At 72.6% G+C, this 17732-nt stretch carries 17 protein-coding genes; 8 read left to right on the top strand and 9 right to left on the bottom strand.

What is annotated here, in order from left to right:
- Positions 1–8 precede the first annotated feature (8 nt).
- Positions 9–794 carry a VOC family protein gene (locus tag ACIF80_RS10315; RefSeq protein ID WP_399801921.1) on the bottom strand — a complete coding sequence of 262 codons (786 nt, stop codon included), beginning with the start codon at positions 792–794 and terminating at the stop codon, positions 9–11.
- Between the two features lie 134 nt (positions 795–928).
- Between ACIF80_RS10315 and ACIF80_RS10310 the strand changes: the two genes are divergently transcribed.
- The 4 genes from ACIF80_RS10310 (at position 929) to ACIF80_RS10295 (ending at position 4549) form a co-directional block, all read left to right on the top strand.
- Positions 929–1564, top strand: a complete 636-nt coding sequence (locus tag ACIF80_RS10310) for a TetR family transcriptional regulator (RefSeq protein ID WP_399802623.1) — start codon at positions 929–931, stop codon at positions 1562–1564.
- Positions 1565–1919: 355 nt separating this feature from the next.
- A complete protein-coding gene (locus ACIF80_RS10305; protein ID WP_399801918.1) occupies positions 1920–2345 on the top strand; it encodes a pyridoxamine 5'-phosphate oxidase family protein in 426 nt (141 codons plus the stop codon).
- A gap of 82 nt (positions 2346–2427) precedes the next feature.
- The gene (locus tag ACIF80_RS10300; RefSeq protein WP_399801915.1) at positions 2428–3096 is read left to right on the top strand and encodes a pyridoxal 5'-phosphate synthase; all 669 of its coding nucleotides are present in this window, start codon (positions 2428–2430) and stop codon (positions 3094–3096) included.
- Positions 3097–3346: 250 nt separating this feature from the next.
- Positions 3347–4549 (top strand): flavin-containing monooxygenase, encoded by a 1203-nt coding sequence (locus ACIF80_RS10295; protein ID WP_399802620.1) that lies wholly within the window; start codon positions 3347–3349, stop codon positions 4547–4549.
- A gap of 86 nt (positions 4550–4635) precedes the next feature.
- Here the strand turns inward: ACIF80_RS10295 and ACIF80_RS10290 are convergent, their stop codons facing one another.
- Entirely contained in the window at positions 4636–6051 is a 1416-nt protein-coding gene (locus ACIF80_RS10290; RefSeq protein ID WP_399801912.1) for an MFS transporter, read from the bottom strand.
- 71 nt (positions 6052–6122) lie between these two features.
- Between ACIF80_RS10290 and ACIF80_RS10285 the strand changes: the two genes are divergently transcribed.
- Complete coding sequence (locus ACIF80_RS10285) at positions 6123–7262, top strand: GlxA family transcriptional regulator (protein ID WP_399801909.1); 1140 nt, start codon at positions 6123–6125, stop codon at positions 7260–7262.
- A 461-nt stretch (positions 7263–7723) separates the two neighbouring features.
- Here the strand turns inward: ACIF80_RS10285 and ACIF80_RS10280 are convergent, their stop codons facing one another.
- From ACIF80_RS10280 to ACIF80_RS10265, 4 genes are all read right to left on the bottom strand, one after another.
- A complete protein-coding gene (locus ACIF80_RS10280) occupies positions 7724–8167 on the bottom strand; it encodes an ATP-binding protein (protein ID WP_399802617.1) in 444 nt (147 codons plus the stop codon).
- A 428-nt stretch (positions 8168–8595) separates the two neighbouring features.
- Entirely contained in the window at positions 8596–8955 is a 360-nt protein-coding gene (locus ACIF80_RS10275; protein WP_399801907.1) for an acyl-CoA dehydrogenase family protein, read from the bottom strand.
- A gap of 190 nt (positions 8956–9145) precedes the next feature.
- Positions 9146–9658 (bottom strand): EF-hand domain-containing protein, encoded by a 513-nt coding sequence (locus ACIF80_RS10270; protein ID WP_399801905.1) that lies wholly within the window; start codon positions 9656–9658, stop codon positions 9146–9148.
- Positions 9659–9873: 215 nt separating this feature from the next.
- Positions 9874–10254, bottom strand: coding sequence for an STAS domain-containing protein (locus ACIF80_RS10265; RefSeq protein WP_055574096.1), 381 nt, complete (start codon positions 10252–10254; stop codon positions 9874–9876).
- 361 nt (positions 10255–10615) lie between these two features.
- Here ACIF80_RS10265 and ACIF80_RS10260 point away from each other — a divergent pair, with 361 nt between their 5' ends.
- Entirely contained in the window at positions 10616–11197 is a 582-nt protein-coding gene (locus ACIF80_RS10260) for a sigma-70 family RNA polymerase sigma factor (protein ID WP_399801902.1), read from the top strand.
- Entirely contained in the window at positions 11194–12654 is a 1461-nt protein-coding gene (locus ACIF80_RS10255) for a maleylpyruvate isomerase N-terminal domain-containing protein (RefSeq protein WP_399801900.1), read from the top strand. The genes ACIF80_RS10260 and ACIF80_RS10255 overlap by 4 nt, the downstream gene beginning before the upstream one ends.
- A 131-nt stretch (positions 12655–12785) precedes the next feature.
- Here ACIF80_RS10255 and purU read toward each other — a convergent pair whose 3' ends face one another.
- Positions 12786–13667, bottom strand: coding sequence for a formyltetrahydrofolate deformylase (gene purU, locus ACIF80_RS10250; RefSeq protein WP_399801897.1), 882 nt, complete (start codon positions 13665–13667; stop codon positions 12786–12788).
- A 46-nt stretch (positions 13668–13713) separates the two neighbouring features.
- Positions 13714–14214 (bottom strand): hypothetical protein, encoded by a 501-nt coding sequence (locus tag ACIF80_RS10245; RefSeq protein ID WP_399801895.1) that lies wholly within the window; start codon positions 14212–14214, stop codon positions 13714–13716.
- 118 nt (positions 14215–14332) lie between these two features.
- On the opposite strand from ACIF80_RS10245, the gene ACIF80_RS10240 reads away from it, so the two are divergent.
- On the top strand, positions 14333–15649 hold the full coding sequence (locus ACIF80_RS10240) for an ABC transporter substrate-binding protein (RefSeq protein WP_399801893.1): 1317 nt from the start codon (positions 14333–14335) through the stop codon (positions 15647–15649).
- A gap of 56 nt (positions 15650–15705) precedes the next feature.
- Here ACIF80_RS10240 and ACIF80_RS10235 read toward each other — a convergent pair whose 3' ends face one another.
- Entirely contained in the window at positions 15706–17424 is a 1719-nt protein-coding gene (locus ACIF80_RS10235) for a hypothetical protein (RefSeq protein ID WP_399801891.1), read from the bottom strand.
- Positions 17425–17732 lie beyond the last annotated feature (308 nt).

Here is a 17732-nt window from a genome sequence, read left to right as displayed (position 1 = left end):
GGGGCCGCTCAGCGGGACAGCAGGGCGAAGGACGCGCCCTGGTCGTCGGTGACCACGGCCACCGTGCCGTACGACGTCCCGAAGGGCGGCACCTGGACGCGGCCGCCGAGCCGGGTCACGTCCGCCATGGTGGCCTCGAGGTCCTCGACGGCGAAGTGGACGAGGAAGTGGGGCGGCATCTCCGCCGGGAAGACGTCGGAGACCGGGGCGCGGCCGAAGTCGGGCTCGGTGCCCCTCCCGAACAGGGCGTCGTGGAAGAGGGCGCCGTAGAAGGTGTTGGCCGCCTCGGTGTCGCGGGTGTAGAGCTCGACCCAGGCGAAGGTTCCCCGCTCGTGCCGGCGGCCGAAACCGGGACGTTCGCCGGGCTGCCACAGGGAGAAGACGGCACCCTCGGGGTCCGTGACGAGCGCGGTGACGCCGAGCTCGCCGACCGCGCGCGGCGCGGAGACGAGCTGTCCGCCCGCGGCGAGGATCCGCCGGCACAGCGCTTCGGCGTCGGGGGTCGCGAAGGACACCGTCCACACGGTGGGGAGCCGGCCGTCCGTCTTGTGCGCGAGGGACGCCACCGGCTCGCCCCCGAGCAGCGCCCGCACGGTCCCCAGGGGTGGCGAGGGCCGCACGGACCGCGCGGGCCGGGAGGCCGGTGCGGGCCACTCGGGCTGCTCCGGCTGGTCTTCGAACGTCCAATCGAAGAGTTGGCCGTAGAACCGCTTGCCCGCCTCCACGTCGGGAAGCTGCGCGTCCACCCAGCACGGGGTGCCCTCTGTGTACTCCGATGCCCTGTTTTCGGCCATGCCGCTAAAGTAACGGTGTCGCACGCACCGCGCAGACCAGGCACACCAGGCACGGCCGACCCTCGCACCCCATTTGCAGTCGGCCGAATAGCGCTCCCATCACCCCTCGGTAAGCTGACGTCATGACAGGACAAGTGCGTACCGTCGACGGCCGCGTGGCCGGCCGACGAGGGCAGGCGACCCGGCAGAAGCTGCTCGACTGCCTCAGCGAGATGCTCAGCTCCTCCCCCTACCGGGATGTCAAAGTCATCGATGTCGCTCGCAAGGCGGGAACTTCGCCTGCGACCTTCTACCAGTACTTCCCGGACGTCGAGGGCGCCGTCCTGGAGATCGCCGAGCAAATGGCCGCCGACGGAGCCGGTTTGGCGGAACTGCTCGAGGGACGCTCCTGGGTCGGCAAGGCCGGCTGGCAGACGGCGCAGGAACTCGTCGACGGATTCCTGGACTTCTGGAAGCGCAACGACGCGATCCTGCGCGTCGTCGACCTCGGTGCCGCCGAGGGCGACAAGCGCTTCTACAAGCTCCGCATGAAGATTCTCAACTCGGTGAACGGCTCCCTGACGGACGCCGTCGCCGAGTTGCAGGCCAAGGGCCGGGTCGACAAGGACGTGAACCCCGCCGCGGTGGCCGGTTCCCTGGTCACCATGCTGGCGGCCGTCGCCTCGCACCAGAAGGGTTTCACCTCCTGGGGCGTGAAGCAGGCCGAACTCAAGCCCAATCTGGCCCTGTTGGTGCACCTGGGTGTCACCGGCAAGAAACCGACCAAGTAAGGCGAGGCACCTCACGATCCTTTCCCCGCTTACACAGCTTTTCCGCGTCCTGTCTGGCAGGCGGTGGTTCACTCCGGTGAGCCACCGCCTGTCGCGTTTCCCGCCGTCTGTGCATATATGACTGACCGTCAGATTTATGACAACAGCACCCAGGGAGCCCACCGGGGCCCGGGGCGGGAGTGAACAGAGGAGGCCCGGGAGCGGAGGCGGTGGGTCCATATCGGTGAAAAGGGAACACGTCCGCGCGCGCTCGCGTTGAGCACTCCGTGAAAACGGGTCCGCGCAAGCGCATGCCCGAGTGGCACCCGGCACCACAGTCCCCCGCAAGCCGCAGACGTCGCAGGAGGAACCCGGAATGGCCCTCACCCCCGAAGAGCGCGAACAGTTCCTGGCCGAGCCCCATGTCGCCGCGATCGCCGTCGACGCGGGTGAGGGGCGCGCGCCCCTCACCGTGCCGATCTGGTACCAGTACGCGCCCGGGGGAGACGTATGGATCATGACGGGACTGGATTCCCGAAAGAACCGGCTGATCGACGCGGCGGGCCGGTTCTCCCTCATGGTCGACCGCCTCGACCCCACCATTCGCTACGTGTCGGTCGAGGGGCCGGTCGTCGAGACCACCCCGGCGACCATCGAGCAGCTCCGGGAGCTGGCCTCCCGCTATCTCCCGGCCGACAAGGTCGAGGGCTATGTCGCCTTCGCCTGGAAGGAGCACGGCGAGCAGGTCGTCCTGCGCATGCGGCCCGAGCGCTGGGTGTCCTCCGACCTCGGATCCGTGTGAGAGCGACGCGTACGACGGCCCGTACGGCAGTCCGTACGGCGCCCCGCACGACGAGGCGACGGCGGGCAGGAACAATCGGGGTATGGGAACCGATCTTCACGAGCTGCTGACGTCGCTGCGGGTGTGGGACCCGGAGCTCACCGAGCTGCCGGTGCTCGACCCGGCCGCCGCCCCCGCCGAACCGCTGCCGCTGTTCACGCGGTGGTTCGCCGAGGCGGTGGCGGCCGGGCAGCCCGAACCGCACACCATGTCCCTGGCCACGACGGACGCGGAGGGGCTGCCCGACGTGCGGATCGTGATGCTGCACGGCGCGGACGCGGACGGCTGGTCCTTCGCGTCCCACGCCCACAGCCGCAAGGGCGGGCACCTCGCCGCCCGCCCGTATGCCGCGCTGGCCTTCTACTGGCCGGTGCTGGGCCGCCAGGTCCGGGTCCGCGGGCCCGTCGTCACCGCCCCGGCCGAGGAGGCGCGGGCCGATCTGCGCGCCCGTTCGGCCGGGGCGCTGGCCTCCGCGCTCACCGGCCGCCAGAGCGAGGTCCTCGGCTCCCCCGAGGAGCTGACCCGCGCCTCGGAGGCCGCCTGGGAGCTGGCCCGGCGGGAGCCGGACACCCCGGCCCCGTCGTGGACCCTGTACCGCCTGCGTCCGGACGAGGTGGAGTTCTTCCAGGGCGACACCCTCCGCCGTCACATCCGTCTGCGCTACCGCCGGTCACCGCGGGAGGGATGGGCCAGGGAACTGCTCTGGCCCTGAGGCCGGCGGCGGCGCGGGGCACGGGCGGGGCGGAACAGGGCAGGGCCCCGCCCGTGACGCAACTCGCCCCGAAGGGATGTGACGGTGCGTCAGTTCAGCGGGCCGGGGCGTCGTGCGGGACGCCGCCCTTCACATCCGGGCGCACTACGCCACCGATCCCGCCCTCGACTCCTACAGACGTGATCAATCCGCAACCAATTCCGGTCTTGACCGAGACCCATCAACCATGGGCGAGATTACGCTCGCGCACATGGCCGACTCCACCACGCCCCCGAACCCCACGGCACCGCACCGGGAGGACCGTCCCGTCTATGTCATCGGCGGTGGTCCCGGCGGGCTCGCCGTCGCGTACGCGCTGCGCGCCCGGGGGGTGCGGGCCGTCGTCCTGGAACGGTCCGACGGCGTGGGCGCGTCCTGGCGGCGCCACTACGACCGGCTGCGACTGCACACCACCCGGCGCCTGTCCGCGCTGCCCGGTCTACCGATACCGCGGCGGTTCGGGCGGTGGGTCGCCCGCGACGACATGGTCCGGTACCTGGAGAAGTACGCCGAGCATCACCGCCTGGAGATCGTCACCGGGGTCGAGGTCTCCCGCGTCGAGCGCACCGCCGACGGCACCGGCTGGCTGCTGCGCGCCACCGGAGGACGCGAGTTGACCGGCGCCGCGGTCGTGATCGCCACCGGCTTCAACCACACACCCAGGCTGCCCGACTGGCCCGGCCGGGACACCTACACCGGCACGTTCCTGCACGCCTCCGAGTACCGCAACGCGCAACCCTTCGCCGGCCGGGACGTCCTCGTCGCGGGGATCGGCAACACCGGCGCGGAGATCGCCGTCGACCTGGTGGAGGGCGGCGCCTCCCGGGTACGGCTGTCGGTCCGCACCGTCCCGCACCTCGTACGCCGCTCGACCGCGGGCTGGCCCTCCCAGCGCTCGGCCGTCCTGGTGCGCCGGCTGCCGGTGGGGCTCGTCGACCGGCTGTCCCGGGTACAGGCCAGGGTGGCGATGCCGGACCTCTCGGCCCAGGGCCTGCCGCGCCCCGACAGCGGCCTCTACAGCAGGGTGCTGGAAGGCGCCATCCCCGTGCAGGACGTCGGCCTGGTCGACGCGGTGCGCAAGGGCACGGTGGAGATCGTGGCCGCCGTCGAGAGGTTCGAGGACGGCAAGGTGGTCCTCGCCGACGGCAACCGCGTCGGCCCGGACGCGGTGATCTCGGCCACCGGGTACGTGCGCGCCCTGGAGGGCCTCGTCGGCCACCTCGGCGTCCTCGACCACCGGGGCAGACCGGTCGCCCGCGGCGCCGGCACCCCGCCCGACGCCCCCGGCCTGTACTTCACCGGCTTCACCAACCCCATCAGCGGCAACCTCCGTGAACTGGCCCTCGACGCGGAGAAGATCGCCAGGGCGCTGACCCGCCGCGGGGCGCCGGGGATCTCCCGGCTCCCCGGGTGACGACCGCCGGAACCGGAACCGGAACCGACGCTGTTCCACCGGGGACGGTTCACCGAAAGGCCTTCCAGCAGCCCGCCCGGCGCCCGTCAGCCCACGGCGGGTCCCGGCGTGTGCGGCCGCCTGCGGATCACCAGTGCCATCAGTGCCGCCGCCGCGCACAGGGCGCCGGAGGCGTACCAGACCACGTCGTAGGAGCCGAAGACGTCCCGCGCGACGCCGCCGAGGAAGGCGACGAGGGCGGCGCCGATCTGGTGTGAGGCGAGGACCCAGCCGAAGACGATGGCGCTGTCGTCGCCGTAGTGCTCGCGGCACAGGGCGAGGGTGGGCGGGACGGTGGCGACCCAGTCGAGGCCGTAGAAGACGATGAAGAAGATCATCGGGGGATGGACGCTGGGCGCCAGGAGCATCGGCAGGAAGAGCAGGGAGATGCCGCGCAGGGCGTAGTAGACGGCGAGCAGGCGGCGCGGTTCGAAGCGGTCGGTGAACCAGCCGGAGGCCACCGTGCCGACGACGTCGAAGACCCCGATGACGGCCAGCAGGGACGCGGCGGCGGTGATCGGCATGCCGTGGTCGTGGGACGCGGGCACGAAGTGGGTCTGGATCAGACCGTTGGTCGAGGCACCGCAGATCGCGAAGGAGCCGGCGAGCAGCCAGAACGGTCCGGTGCGCACCGCCGAGAACAGGACCTTGAGCGTGCGGCGGGCGGCGCCGGGGACGGGCTCGGGCTTGGGGGCGAACTCCTTTGCCCCGTACGGCTTCTGGCCCACGTCGGCCGGGTGGTCGCGCAGCAGCAGCCAGACGAAGGGGACGACCGCGAGCGCGGCGAGCGCCACCGTGACGGCCGCCGGGCGCCAGTCGTACGTCGCGACGATCCAGGAGACCACGGGCAGGAAGATCAACTGCCCGGAGGCGGACGCGGCGGTGAGGATGCCGGTGACCAGGCCGCGGCGTTCGGTGAACCAGCGGTCGGTCACGGTCGCGGCGAACGCCAGCGCCATCGAGCCGGAGCCGAGGCCCACCAGCAGCCCCCAGCACAGCATGAGTTGCCAGGCCGCCGTCATCCACACCGTCAGTCCCGAGCCGAGCGCGATCACGGTCAGGGCCACCGCGACGACCCGCCGGATGCCGTAGCGGTCCATCAGCGCCGCCGCGAAGGGGGCGGTGAGGCCGTACAGGGCGAGGTTGACGGAGACCGCGGCGCCGATGGTCCCGCGCGACCAGCCGAACTCCTCGTTCAGCGGGTCGATGAACAGCCCCGGCACCGCGCGGAAGGCGGCGGCGCCGATGATCGTCACGAAGGTGACGGCGGCGACGAACCACGCGCGGTGGATGCGGGGGCGGCGCGGGCCGGGGCGGTTCCGCTCGCCGCCGGCCCGTGCTTCGGCGTCCGGCTGTTCCACGCGGTCCGACGGTTCCGGGGTGTCCGGCTGTCCCGGGGTGTCCGGCTGTTCCAGGCCGTCCGGCTGCTTCGCCGTGCCGGCTGTCTCGCTCGTCTGGGTCACGCCATAGAGCTTCCGTACGCGGGGTCCTCGCATCGAGTGGCCCGAAGGACAGCATTCACTAGGATCGGGCCATGGAACCGGCCGACCGCATCCCCAGCACCCCCGACGCCGGCGCCTTCGGGCCGCACCGCGTCGTCGTCCTCGCCCTGGACGGGCTGCTCCCCTTCGAGCTGGGCATCCCGCACCGCATCTTCGGCCGCCCCCGTGACGCCGGGGGGCGGCCACTGTACGAGGTCGTCACCTGCTCCGTCCGGCCTCCCGGACCGGTCGAGACCGACGCCGACTTCACCCTCCACGTCGCCCACGGCCCGGAGGCCCTCGCCACCGCCGACACGGTGATCGTCCCGGCCTCCTACGAGCTCGGTCCGGTCTTCGACCGGGGTGAACTGACCCCCGAACTGGCCGCCGCCCTCGCCCTCGTCCGTCCCGGCACCCGGCTCGCCTCCATCTGCACCGGCGTGTACGTCCTCGCCGCCGCCGGTCACCTCGACGGCCGGCCCGCGACCACGCACTGGGCGGACGCCGCGCGGTTCCAGCGGCTCTTCCCGCGCATCGAGGTCGACCCGGACGTGCTGTTCATCGACGACGGCGACATCCTGACCTCGGCCGGGGTCGCGGCCGGCATCGACCTGTGCCTGCACATGGTCCGGCGCGACCACGGCGCCGCCGTGGCCAACGATGTGGCCCGCCGTACGGTCGTACCGCCGCACCGCGACGGCGGGCAGGCACAGTACATCGAGCGGCCGGTGCCCGATCAGCAGCAGGCGTCCACGACCGGCGCCCGCGCCTGGGCGCTGGGCCGGCTGCACGAGCCGGTCCAACTGCGCGACATGGCCGCCCAGGAGTCGATGTCGGTACGCACCTTCACCCGTCGCTTCCGGGAGGAAACGGGGGTCAGTCCGGGGCAGTGGCTGACCCGGCAGCGGGTGGAACGGGCCCGGCATCTGCTGGAGTGCACGGACCTGTCCGTGGACCGTGTGGCACACGACGCCGGGTTCGGCACCGCGCAGTCCCTGCGGCAGCACTTCCAGGCGGCGCTGGGGGTGACACCGTCCGCGTACCGGCGGACGTTCCGGGCCGGAGGCAGCCATCAGGAAGGCGACCGCCGGGGCGAGAACTACGGCAGGGACAGGGGCTGGGCCGGAATCCGGAAAAGTTGTCCACAGCCTGTGGATGGACCCGCCCCCGATCACGGTGCAGTGCCGACGTGATCGGGGGCGGCGATGGCGGTGGCGGTGGTGGCGCGGTGCCGCCCGTCCCGAGCACGGCGGCACCGCACCGCCTTCCGACTCCGGCGCTCCCGCCCGGCTCCCCTCGGCCATGAGGAAAGCGGCGCCGGAATCACGACCCACACTCGCCGAGGGCTCCCGTCGTCGAAGTCCTCGCCGTCCCCTCGCAGCGAATCGCTGAGGACCAGAGTGATCACACGGTCACGGCACGTCAACGCCGATTCGCGCGACTGTGGATGGCTTCGCGACATATGCCCGGTTATTCGGCGCCGCGCACGGAAGCACACCCGGCGCACCGGCTCACACATCGACTCGCACGGCCGTGCCGCCATGCATCGGTGCACCTGCACGTACGCACAACCGTGCACCGGATCCCCCGGATCCCCCTGGATCTCCCCGACACCTCGGAGTGCCGACGCCCCGGCCCTCGGAGTGCCGGGGCCCTACACCGCCTCGTACTCGAAGCCGCCCCAGGCCGGGGCGGCGGTCTTCCGCGCCGCCGCGCAGCGGTCGAGTTCGCACCAGATACGTTTGCCGGCCCCGTCGGTGCTCCAGCCCCAGCGGTCGGCCAGACCGTCGACGAGGGCGAGGCCGCGCCCGCCGGTCGCGTCGCCGTCCGCGCAGCGCGGCACCGGCGCCCTGTCGCTCCGGTCGGCCACCTCGAGGCGGACGGTGGCCTCCCCCGCCGTCGCGCCCGGCAGGGAGAGTCTCAGTACGGCCGGACAGCCGGTGTGCACCACGGCGTTGGTGACGAGTTCCGAGACGAGCAGGATCAGCGTCTCGGCGAGCGGCTCGTCGGCCGCTATTCCCGCTCCGGCCAGACGCGAGCGGGTCCACCGACGGGCCCGTCCCACCTCAGCGGGGTCGGGCCGGATCTCCAGCTGCACTTGAAGCACCTGCACCGCTCACACCATCCGAACCGGCGGACACTTGGACTCGCGCCTCACGAGGGCCACGATCGTAGCCATTCTCTGCATGGCCTGGACAACGGCCGGGACAAGGGTCACTGAACGTGAATCCCTTATGGGCCAGCATGGTTGACGTACAGTCACGTCAACAAGCGCTTCGGGCATATTCCAGCGCGAAGGAGTACCCGTGCGGCATACTGTGCGACGCCCGCCCCGGCAAGTCGAACAGACGGCGACAGTCGGCCTGGTGGCGCGGCGAACGGCGGCAGGCACCGGCCGTTCCGGACTCGCCTCGGGGGCAACTCCGGCGCGGTGCGTGCTCACAACCACTCGCATCCCACACAAGGTACCGGAGCGGACAGCCGACTCCGGGCCGTGACGAGTCACGCGTAGGACACAACCCGGTCTCAACGCTCCGTGATGCCTGAATGCCACGATCCGTGACATTCACGCGGAGCGATCCGCGACATCGCAGACGGGGGCGGATCGGGCGCTTGCGACGAGCGGTTCGACGGTGAACAGCTCGTCACTCTCCGTGTCACATCCGGTACATCGGGTCCGCGCCCCGGCGCCTCTGAGGTGCGGAGGAGCGTCCGCCTCCCCGGTGAAGCCCGCACCTCCGCGCGCCTGGGGGCAGTCGCGGACGCCGCGTGGACGGCGGCGCGGGTGGTCTCCGCGCGGACCGGCGTTCCGGCGCACGGGCGGGCCACCGCCCGGTGGGTCCCGGCCGGCCGGCCGAACTGTTCACGGGTCCGGGCGTGTTGCACCGCCGGTCCACCGGTTCGCACGCGCGGGGCGGTGCCCGGTCCCGGGGAGCCGACGCCGGAGTCGGTGACCGCGCATCCGCGCGCGGGAGGGCTGCCGGCGCACAAGCCGCCGGAGCGGCCGGAGGCGGCCGACGCCCTCCCTCGCGGCGAGAACCCGCGGAAGGCGCTCGAGTGCGGGCTTGCGGGAGCGCTACTCGGGGACGGTGAAGTAGCGGGCGAAGGCGCCCACGATCTCTTCCTCGCCGATCCTGCCGTCGCCGTCCGTGTCCAGCGCGGCGGCGGCGGACCTCGCCGGCTCCTCGGGGACACCGAGCACCTTCAGGGCACGGGCGGTCTCCTCGACGCCCACCGCGCCGTCGCCGTCGCCGCCGGCCACGGCGAGGACCGCGTGCAGGAAGGGGCGGGCGATCTCGGCGAACCGGTCCGGGTTGTCCCGCAGGCGCTTGACCGCGCCGTTCACGAACTCCTCGCGGGTGATGCGCTGGTCGCCGTCGCGGTCGGCGATCCCCGCCATGCCCTGCCAGAAGGCCTCGGCGCCGCCGTACAGGGCCTGGCCCTTGTCGGACCGGGCCCGGGTGTCGAACTCGGCGAGCAGCGCCTTGGCCGCTCCGCTGAAGTCCTCGCGGTCGATGTAGCCGTTGCCGTCCTGGTCGAAGGTGGCGAAGCGGGCCGCGATCCTGCGCTCGTATTCGCTGGTGACCATGTCTCTTTCAGGCCGCCTTAGTCAGTGGGTTTCCCCATGGGGGTCGTCTCGCCCGGAGCGTACGACGTGCGGCACCCTCCGTGAGCCCGGAAACGACGCTTGTACCAAGAACGGGAGAATTCCGGGACAACCCATGGGTCCGCACGGTCCCGCGCGGGCAGCCGCGGGGTGTGCGTCGGCCGGCCGCAGGGGCTGCCGGAGGTCCTGGGGCCGGCTCAGGCCGACAGCGGGCGCGACTCCTCGTCCACCGCGGACACGACGTCCGGGTGGACGTCGAAGAGGCGGCGCACCCCGAGCGCGCCGAGCACCCGGTTGACGTGGCTGCCGTCGGCGGCTCCCTGGGCGGGAAGGATCAGCCGCAGACTGCCCTGGCAGGAGCGCAGCAGCCGGCGGGTGGCGATGAGCACTCCCACGCCGCTGGAGTCGCAGAACCACACCTCGGAGAGGTCGAGGACAAGGCGGTGTCTGCCCTCGGCCACGACGTCGTGCACGCGCTGGCGCAGCACCGGCGAGGTCATCAGGTCCAGTTCGCCCGACACCCGGAGCACGGCCCAGTCACCCTGCTCGCCATCGGTCACGTTGAAGGCCACCACCACGCCCTTCGTTCGCCGAAACGGAAGAAACGCCTACGCTTCCATACAGCGCGGCTGCCCACCGGCCGTGCCCTGAAACACGACTCAGGAAACCGTAACCGAACAAAAAAGGCTTGTTTCAGTCGACTTCGCTCTCATTCGATCGGTTCTGATCGATGATGGGCTGGGTGGGCAGGCCACCGGACGGCATCCGACATGCGTGCCGGCGACCTTTTACCACCTGGGGGCCGGTGGGGGGCGCACATTGCCGCAAAGGGGCGTGCGTACGCGTACGTGCCGACTACATTCATGAGTCGGCGGGCACCCGCCGGACCGGGCAGGACCGTTCCGGGACGCCGAAAGGGACAGGGGGTGGAGGGGCCGCATGACGCAACGGGACGTACCGCCCCGCTGGGACCGCAAGATGCAGCAGCGACTCGCCCGCGGAGAGGCCGCCGCGCTCGGCGAGCTCTACGACCGGTTCGCCTCCCTCGTGCACGGCCTCGCGCACCGCGTCCTCGGCGACGAGGACGCGGCGGACACCGTCACGCGCGACGTCTTCGCCCACGTCTGGGAGCATCCGGAGGCCTACGACCCCCAGCGGGAGCCGCTGCGCACGTGGATCGCCGTGCTGACCCACGGGCTGGCCGTCGAGCGGCTGCGCGCCGCCGGGACCGCCGCGCTCGCCCACGGCGGCGACGGCAGCGCGGAGGATCTGGAGCACCAGGTGCGCCACGCCTCGGTGGCCGCCCGCGCGGACTACATCGTGCACGCCATGCCGGTGCCTCTGCGGACCGCGCTGGAGCTGGCGTACTTCCAGCGCAGGGACTACCAGCAGACCGCCGCCGACCTCGGCGTCACCGAGGACGAGGCCCGCCGCCGCCTCCGGCTGGGCCTCCAGTTGCTGGCCACGGCCCACGACGCCGAGGCCCCGGGCGCCCCGCCCGGAATCGGGGGTGCGGCGTGAGCGACGACCGTTTCGAGCCGTACGACGACCATGGGCACGCCGGCCGTGACCACGAGAAACACGAGGAGCACGAAGGAGACGGGGAGCGTCCCGAGGACGCGGACACGAACGCGGACGCGGGTACGCACACGGGCCCGGGAAACGGGGCGGACGGTACGCGCGAGCGGGACGTTCCGGGCAGGCCCGGGGGCGGCACGGACGGACCGGGCGACGGTACGGACCCCGGTGACGGCCCGGACCGCGATGCCGGGGCCGGCCGCTCCGCCCGCATACCGCCGCCCCGCGCCTCCGTGGAGGACACCGGGCAGCCCCTGCCGGCACCGGCAGCGGCAGCGATGCCCGAGCCGCTGATGCTGGAGCACCGGGTGCTGAAGTCGCTGCTGGGCGCCTGGGCACTGGCCGCCTGCGCGCCGGAGGAGGCGGCAGCCGTCGAGGAGCACCTCGGCGAGTGCGGGGCCTGTGCCGACGAGGCGCTGCGCCTGCGGGACGCCGTCGGGCTGTTGCAGCGGCCCGAGAGCCTCGACCTGGACCCGGGACTGCGCACCCGCGTCCTGGAGACCTGCCTCAAGCGGCGCCCGCCGCGCATCCCCGTGCCGGACTGGGCCTCCGCCTACGACGCGGAGACGGCGCGGCTGGACGCGCTGCTCCAGGACTTCGGCGACACCGAGTGGCACGCACCCGTGCGGCTGCGCTGGTACGAGGCCGACGAGGCGGCCACCCGCCGCACCACCGTCGCCGGGGTCATCGCGCATCTGCTGGCGGTCGACGGGCTGGTCGCGGCCGCCCTCGGCCTGCCCGACCCGCTCGGTGACCTCGCGCCCGGACAAGCCACCCCGTCGGCCCGCACCGAGGCGTTCTGGCGCGGAGCCCACGCCCCGCCGACCCGCTCCGTGCGGGCGCCCTGGCGCGCGCAGACCCACGACCTGGTGCGGACGGTGTCCTTCACCGGCAGCAGGGCGGGTCGGATGCCGGTCTCGTACGGCGGCTACGAGCTGCCGCTGCACGACGCGATGCTGGACCGCGCCTTCGAGTGCTGGGTGCACGGGGAGGACATCGCCGAGGCGGTGGACTATCCGTACGAGCCGCCGACCGGACGGCATCTGCACGGCATGGTCGACCTGGCCGCGCGGATGCTGCCGGCCGTCCTCGAAGCGCGCCGGCAGGCCGGGCAGGAGGTCTCCACCGAGCGGCGGCTGGTCGAGGCCGGGGCTCCGGGGCGGAGCCTGCGGCTGGAGATCGAGGGGTCCGGCGGCGGGGAGTGGCTGATCCCGCTGGACTCCCCGGCGGCCAAGGGGTCCGCGGAGCACGAGGTGGCCCACATAGCGCTCGACGGCTCGGAGTTCTGCCGCCTGGCCGCGGGCCATGTGTCCCCGCAGGAGGCGGCCGCCGGGCAGGTCGGGGACAAGGCCGCCATCCGGGACGTCCTGCTGGCGGCGGCCTCCATGAGCCGGATCTAGGGCCTGCCCGGAGCCGGAGTCCGCCCGGAGCCGGGCAGGCCCCGGATCCGGGGCCTGCCCGTCGGATCGGGCCGGACAGGCCCCGGCCGCGCGTTCTAGCCCCGCTCCTGTGCCGTCCGGGTTCCGAGGGCTCAGGCGAAGACCACCGTCCGCCGCCCGTTCAGCAGGATGCGGCGCTCCGCGTGCCACTTCACGGCGCGGGCCAGCGCCTGGCACTCCACGTCGCGGCCGATGGCGACGAGCTGGTCGGGGGTGACGTCGTGCCCCACCCGCTCGACCTCCTGCTCGATGATCGGACCCTCGTCGAGGTCGGCGGTGACGTAGTGCGCGGTGGCGCCGATCAGCTTCACACCCCGGGCGTGCGCCTGGTGGTACGGCTTCGCGCCCTTGAAGCTCGGCAGGAAGGAGTGGTGGATGTTGATGATCTGCCCGGAGAGCTGCTTGCACAGGTCGTCCGAGAGGACCTGCATGTAGCGGGCGAGCACGACGAGTTCGACGCCCTCCTCGCGCACGATCTCCAGCAGCTTCGCCTCGGCCTGCGCCTTGGTGTCCTTCGTCACCGGAATGTGGTGGAAGGGGATGTTGTACGAAGCCACCAGTTCGGCGAAATCGGTGTGATTGGACACCACGCCGGCGATCTCCACCGGCAGCGCGCCGATCCGGGCGCGGAACAGCAGGTCGTTCAGGCAGTGGCCGAACCTGCTGACCATCAGGACGATGCGCATCTTCTCGTCGCCCCGGCTTATCCGCCAGTCCATCTGGAAGGCGTCGCCGATCGCCGTGAAGCTCGCCCGGAGCTTCTCCACGGTCACGGGGGCCTCCGCGGAGAAGTGGACCCGCATGAAGAACAGCCCGGTGTCGTGGTCACCGAACTGCTGGCTGTCCTCGATGTTGCAACCGGTCATGAACAGGTAGCTCGACACGGCGTGCACGATGCCCTGCTTGTCAGGACAGGACAGGGTCAGAACGTACTGGTCGGCCGGGGCCTCTGCTCGGGCGGGCTGCTCACTCATGCGGAAAAGGGTCCCATACGCGGATCCCGGCCGGGGGACCGTTCCGCTACGCGGACCGGGTCAGGATGCTCAGCACCTCGAGGCTCTGCGGCGCAGTGTCGGGGTCCTCCCCGTCACTGGTCGCCAGCCGCACGTGCGCGTCGCGCGCGGCGCGCACCGCGTCCGGCCATCCCTCGTGCGCGAGGTAGGCGGTGACGGGCGCGTCCGGACCGACCTGGTGCATGATCCGCAGCACGCGCAGCACCGCGGTGTCCACGAGCGCCGCCTCCTGCGAGTCGCGGAAGATCGTGCCCACGTACTTCTCGGCGGACCAGTTGTCCAGCCAGGTGTCCTCGACCAGCCGGTAGACCGCGTCGGTGACGTCGCCGTAGCCGTCGACACCGGCCAGCCAGACGCCGTGCTGGAACCCCGGGTCGGAAAGCATGTGCAGCGCGGAGCGCACATTGCTGCGCCAGCGCCACCATGGCATGTCGTTGAGTGGCATGCCGCCCATGGTGGAGGAGCGACGGCCGCGACGGGAAGAGTTCTCCGAACCTTGCACGGTCATCGATCGTACGTTTCCCCTCGCCTCCGGTCGCACCGGACCCGGCAATTCACCTCTGCGTCACCATCCGTCGACCGTAGGTCACCCCATGGTTGGCGATGTGGGGGAATCGTGCGGGAACATGACCGGCAGTCCGCGCAACCGCAGCCGCCTCCACAGCAGCTCCCTTCCCCGTCGCACCTCCCGGCCGTTCAGAGCCGGCGCCCTGACCTCGGGTGCGCTGGCGGTGACGATCCTGGCCACCGGGTGCGGAGTCCTCCCCGGCCCGGGAGGCGACAGCGACGAACCGATCACCGTCATGACCTGGGCGCCCGAGAAGACCAACGCCACCAACAAGCCCGGCATGCCCGCTTTCGCCAAGGCGTACGCCCGCTGGGTGAACGCCGGGGGCGGCATCAACGGCCGCGAGCTCCACGTGATCACCTGCAACGAGCACAACGACAGCGTGGCCGCCTCGCGGTGCGCCCGGACCGCCGTCAAGGAGAACGTGGCCGCGGTCGTCGGCTCGTACAGCCAGCACGCCGACACGTTCCTGCCGACCCTCGAGGGCGCCGGCATCCCGTACATAGGCGGCTACGGCATCACCACCGACGAGTTCACCAGCCCGCTGTCCTACCCCGTCAACGGCGGCCAGCCGGCGCTGCTGGCGGGCCTCGGCCGCGTCCTCGCCGACGTCTGCGGGCCGGTCACCCTGATCCGTCCCGACACCATCGCGGGCGACCAGCTGCCCCCACTGCTCGACTCGGGCCTGGCCGCGGGCGGCCACGAGCCGACCGCGGACCAGCGGGCGGCGGAGGAGGCCACCGAGTACGGCGGGCAGGCGCAGCAGGCCCTGGAGACCAGCACCACCGATCCGGAGGCGGAAGGCTGTGTGGTGCCCGCGCTCGGGGACCGCACCAGCACCTTCATGGACTCCTTCCGGCGCGCCCGCGCCGACCACCCGGACGTGCGCACCGCGACCGTGCTGGGCAGCGTCGACCAGACGACGGTCAACACGACCGGCGGGGCGTCGAGCCCGTACGAGGGGTCGTACGTCACCGGCTGGTACCCGGCGTCGAGCGACGCGCTCTGGGACCCGATGAAGGACGTGATCAAGAAGGAGGCGTTCGGCGACAACCGGATCGACCCCGCCGACGCCGGTGTGCAGACGACCTGGATCGCCTACACGGTGTTCAAGCAGGTCGTCGAGTCGCTCGGCGGCGGCGAGGTGAGCGCCGACACCGTGACCCGGACCCTGAACGGCGGACTGAAGGTCGGGACGGGCGGGCTCACCCCCACCCTGCGCTGGCAGTTCCAGGACAAGCTGGCCGCCGTCGGCTTCCCCCGGCTGGTCAACGCCAACGTGACCTTCCAGGAGGTCAGGAACGGCCGGCTCGTGGCCGGCCGCGACGGCTTCATCGACGTGACGGACACGCTGCACGACACCGACCTGACCTGACGCGGCGGGGCCCGGACCGCACGCCTGCCGTCCGGGCAGGGCCGGACTCCGGCCGGTCACAGATCGGTCGGCTGCCGCTCGGTCAGGCTGTGCTGCTTGGCGATCTCGTTCCACAGCTGGGCGGCCTTGGTCTTCTCGGCGGTCGCGGTGCCGCTGTCCTTGTTGGCGGCCTGGGTCTCACCGGTCGAGCGGGCCTGGCCCTTCCGGCAGCCCTTCTTGCCCGCGGTCTGGTCGGCCCAGGCCGCGTAGTGGTTGTCGGCCGACGCCGACGCCTGCCACGCCTTGGTGAGCGCGTCGGTGAGCGCCGCGTGGTGGGGCAGCTTGTCCACCGACAGCTGGGAGAGGTCGGTGACCAGCTGGTTGCGCTGTCCGGCCGCTTCCCGCAGGTCCTGGGCCGCCTGCTGGAGGTCCTTGCAGGACTTCACCTTCTCCACCGCGCTGATCACCGTGGACCGGCTGTCGCCGCTGTGGGCCAGCAGCTTGTCCAGCTCGACGGCCTGCTCCCGGACCGGGTCGACGGACGGCTCGGCGGACGGTTCGGCCGTCGGCGCCTCGCTCGCGGGCGCGGTGGCGGAGACCGGCTGGTTCTTGTCGTCGTCGCCGCCCCCGCCGCCGAGCAGCGCGCCCGCGCCGATGCCGAGGACCACCAGGCCGACGCCGACCGCCGCGATCAACGGCACCTTCGACCCCGTACGGCCGCCGCGGCCACCCCGGCCGCCCCGGCCTCCGGCGTCGCTCTCGCGGGCGGCACGCCGGCCGCCGCCGCCCTGCCCGGCCTGCGGGTAGGCGGGCTGCGGGTGCTCGATGCGGGGCATCTGCTGGGTGGACCCGGCCGGGCTCTCGTCGCCGCCCGAGGTGCGGAAGAGGTTGTCGAACTCGGCGGGCGGCTGCCGGTTCCCCTCGTCGGCGGGGCCGCCGGAGGGAGCACCGGGCGCGGCTCCGTACAGCGCGCCCTGGGGCTGGTCGGTCACCGGGGCCATGAACTGGGTGGCCTCGGCGTCGGGGTTGCCCGCGGGCGGGCCCGGGTACCGGGTGGCCTCGGAGTGGTGTGCGGCGGGCATCTCGGGAGGCAGTGCTCCCGGGCCCACCGGGGGTATGAACTGCGTCGCGCCCTCGTCCATGGGGGCGGCGGGCACCGGCGGCAGGAACTGGGGGGCCCCCTCCGACCCGTCGGGCAGCGCGCCCGCGCCGCCGGAGCCGTACGCGCCGGCGGGGGCTCCGTACCCGGAACCGTGCTGCGGCGGCATCGGGGCGCCCCCGCCCTGCTGCCCGTAACCGTCCGGCCCCCCGGCCGCCGGTCCGTAGGCGTCGCCGCCGTGGTGTCCGCCGTAGCCGGGACCCTGGCCGGTGGCCTGCGGGGGCATCTGCGCGGACGGGCCGCCGGTGTTCGGGCCGTACGAGGAGGGGGTGCCGTGGGCCGGGGGCTGCGCGCCCTCGGGCGGCAGCGGGCCCGGACCCTGCTGTCCCGCGGCCGGTCCCTGTGCGCCCCAGGGGGCCGGTTCCTGCGTGCCCCACTGCTGGGCGGGCGGGGACTGCCACTCCTGGCCGGACGGCGGGGCCGGCGCGGGCGGCAGCTGCTGCTCGGGCCCCCACGGCGTGCCCCAGATCTGACCGCCGGGCGGCGCCGAGGCGGGCGCCCGCCCGCCCGGCGCGACCGGATCGGCCGCGGCACCCGTCATACCCGGCAGCAGGGGCTCGCCGCCGTCGGAGGGCAGCACGATGCCTTCGCGCGCGGGGCGCGCCGAGGGCTCCTCGCCCTGTCCGCTCTGCGTCACCGGGACTCCTACCCATGGGGGACCTTGTGGATCGTCGGCTCACGCTACCGGGTCCCCGGAGCCCGGTGCCACGCAGCACAGGACATGACCTCCTGCCCTGTGAGCGCGGTAACAAAACCGGATCACCGCACGCTGTTCATGTCACCTCTTCCGCTCCGCTCCCGCATCGGCCCCGCATCGCCCGTGCGTTCACTCACGATCACCCGAAATGTTCACCACCCGTCGTCCGCCCCCGAGTTCGCACGACAACTGGAATCTTGATCACACCGTGCCCTGCCGTCCCCCGTTGCCACGGCGTCGCGGCGTCG

Origin of the sequence: Streptomyces sp. NPDC085927, from assembly GCF_044540975.1 — a bacterium.
Taxonomy (GTDB): Bacteria; Actinomycetota; Actinomycetes; order Streptomycetales; family Streptomycetaceae; genus Streptomyces; species Streptomyces hirsutus.
This window is presented reverse-complemented; position numbering and strand designations above follow the sequence as displayed.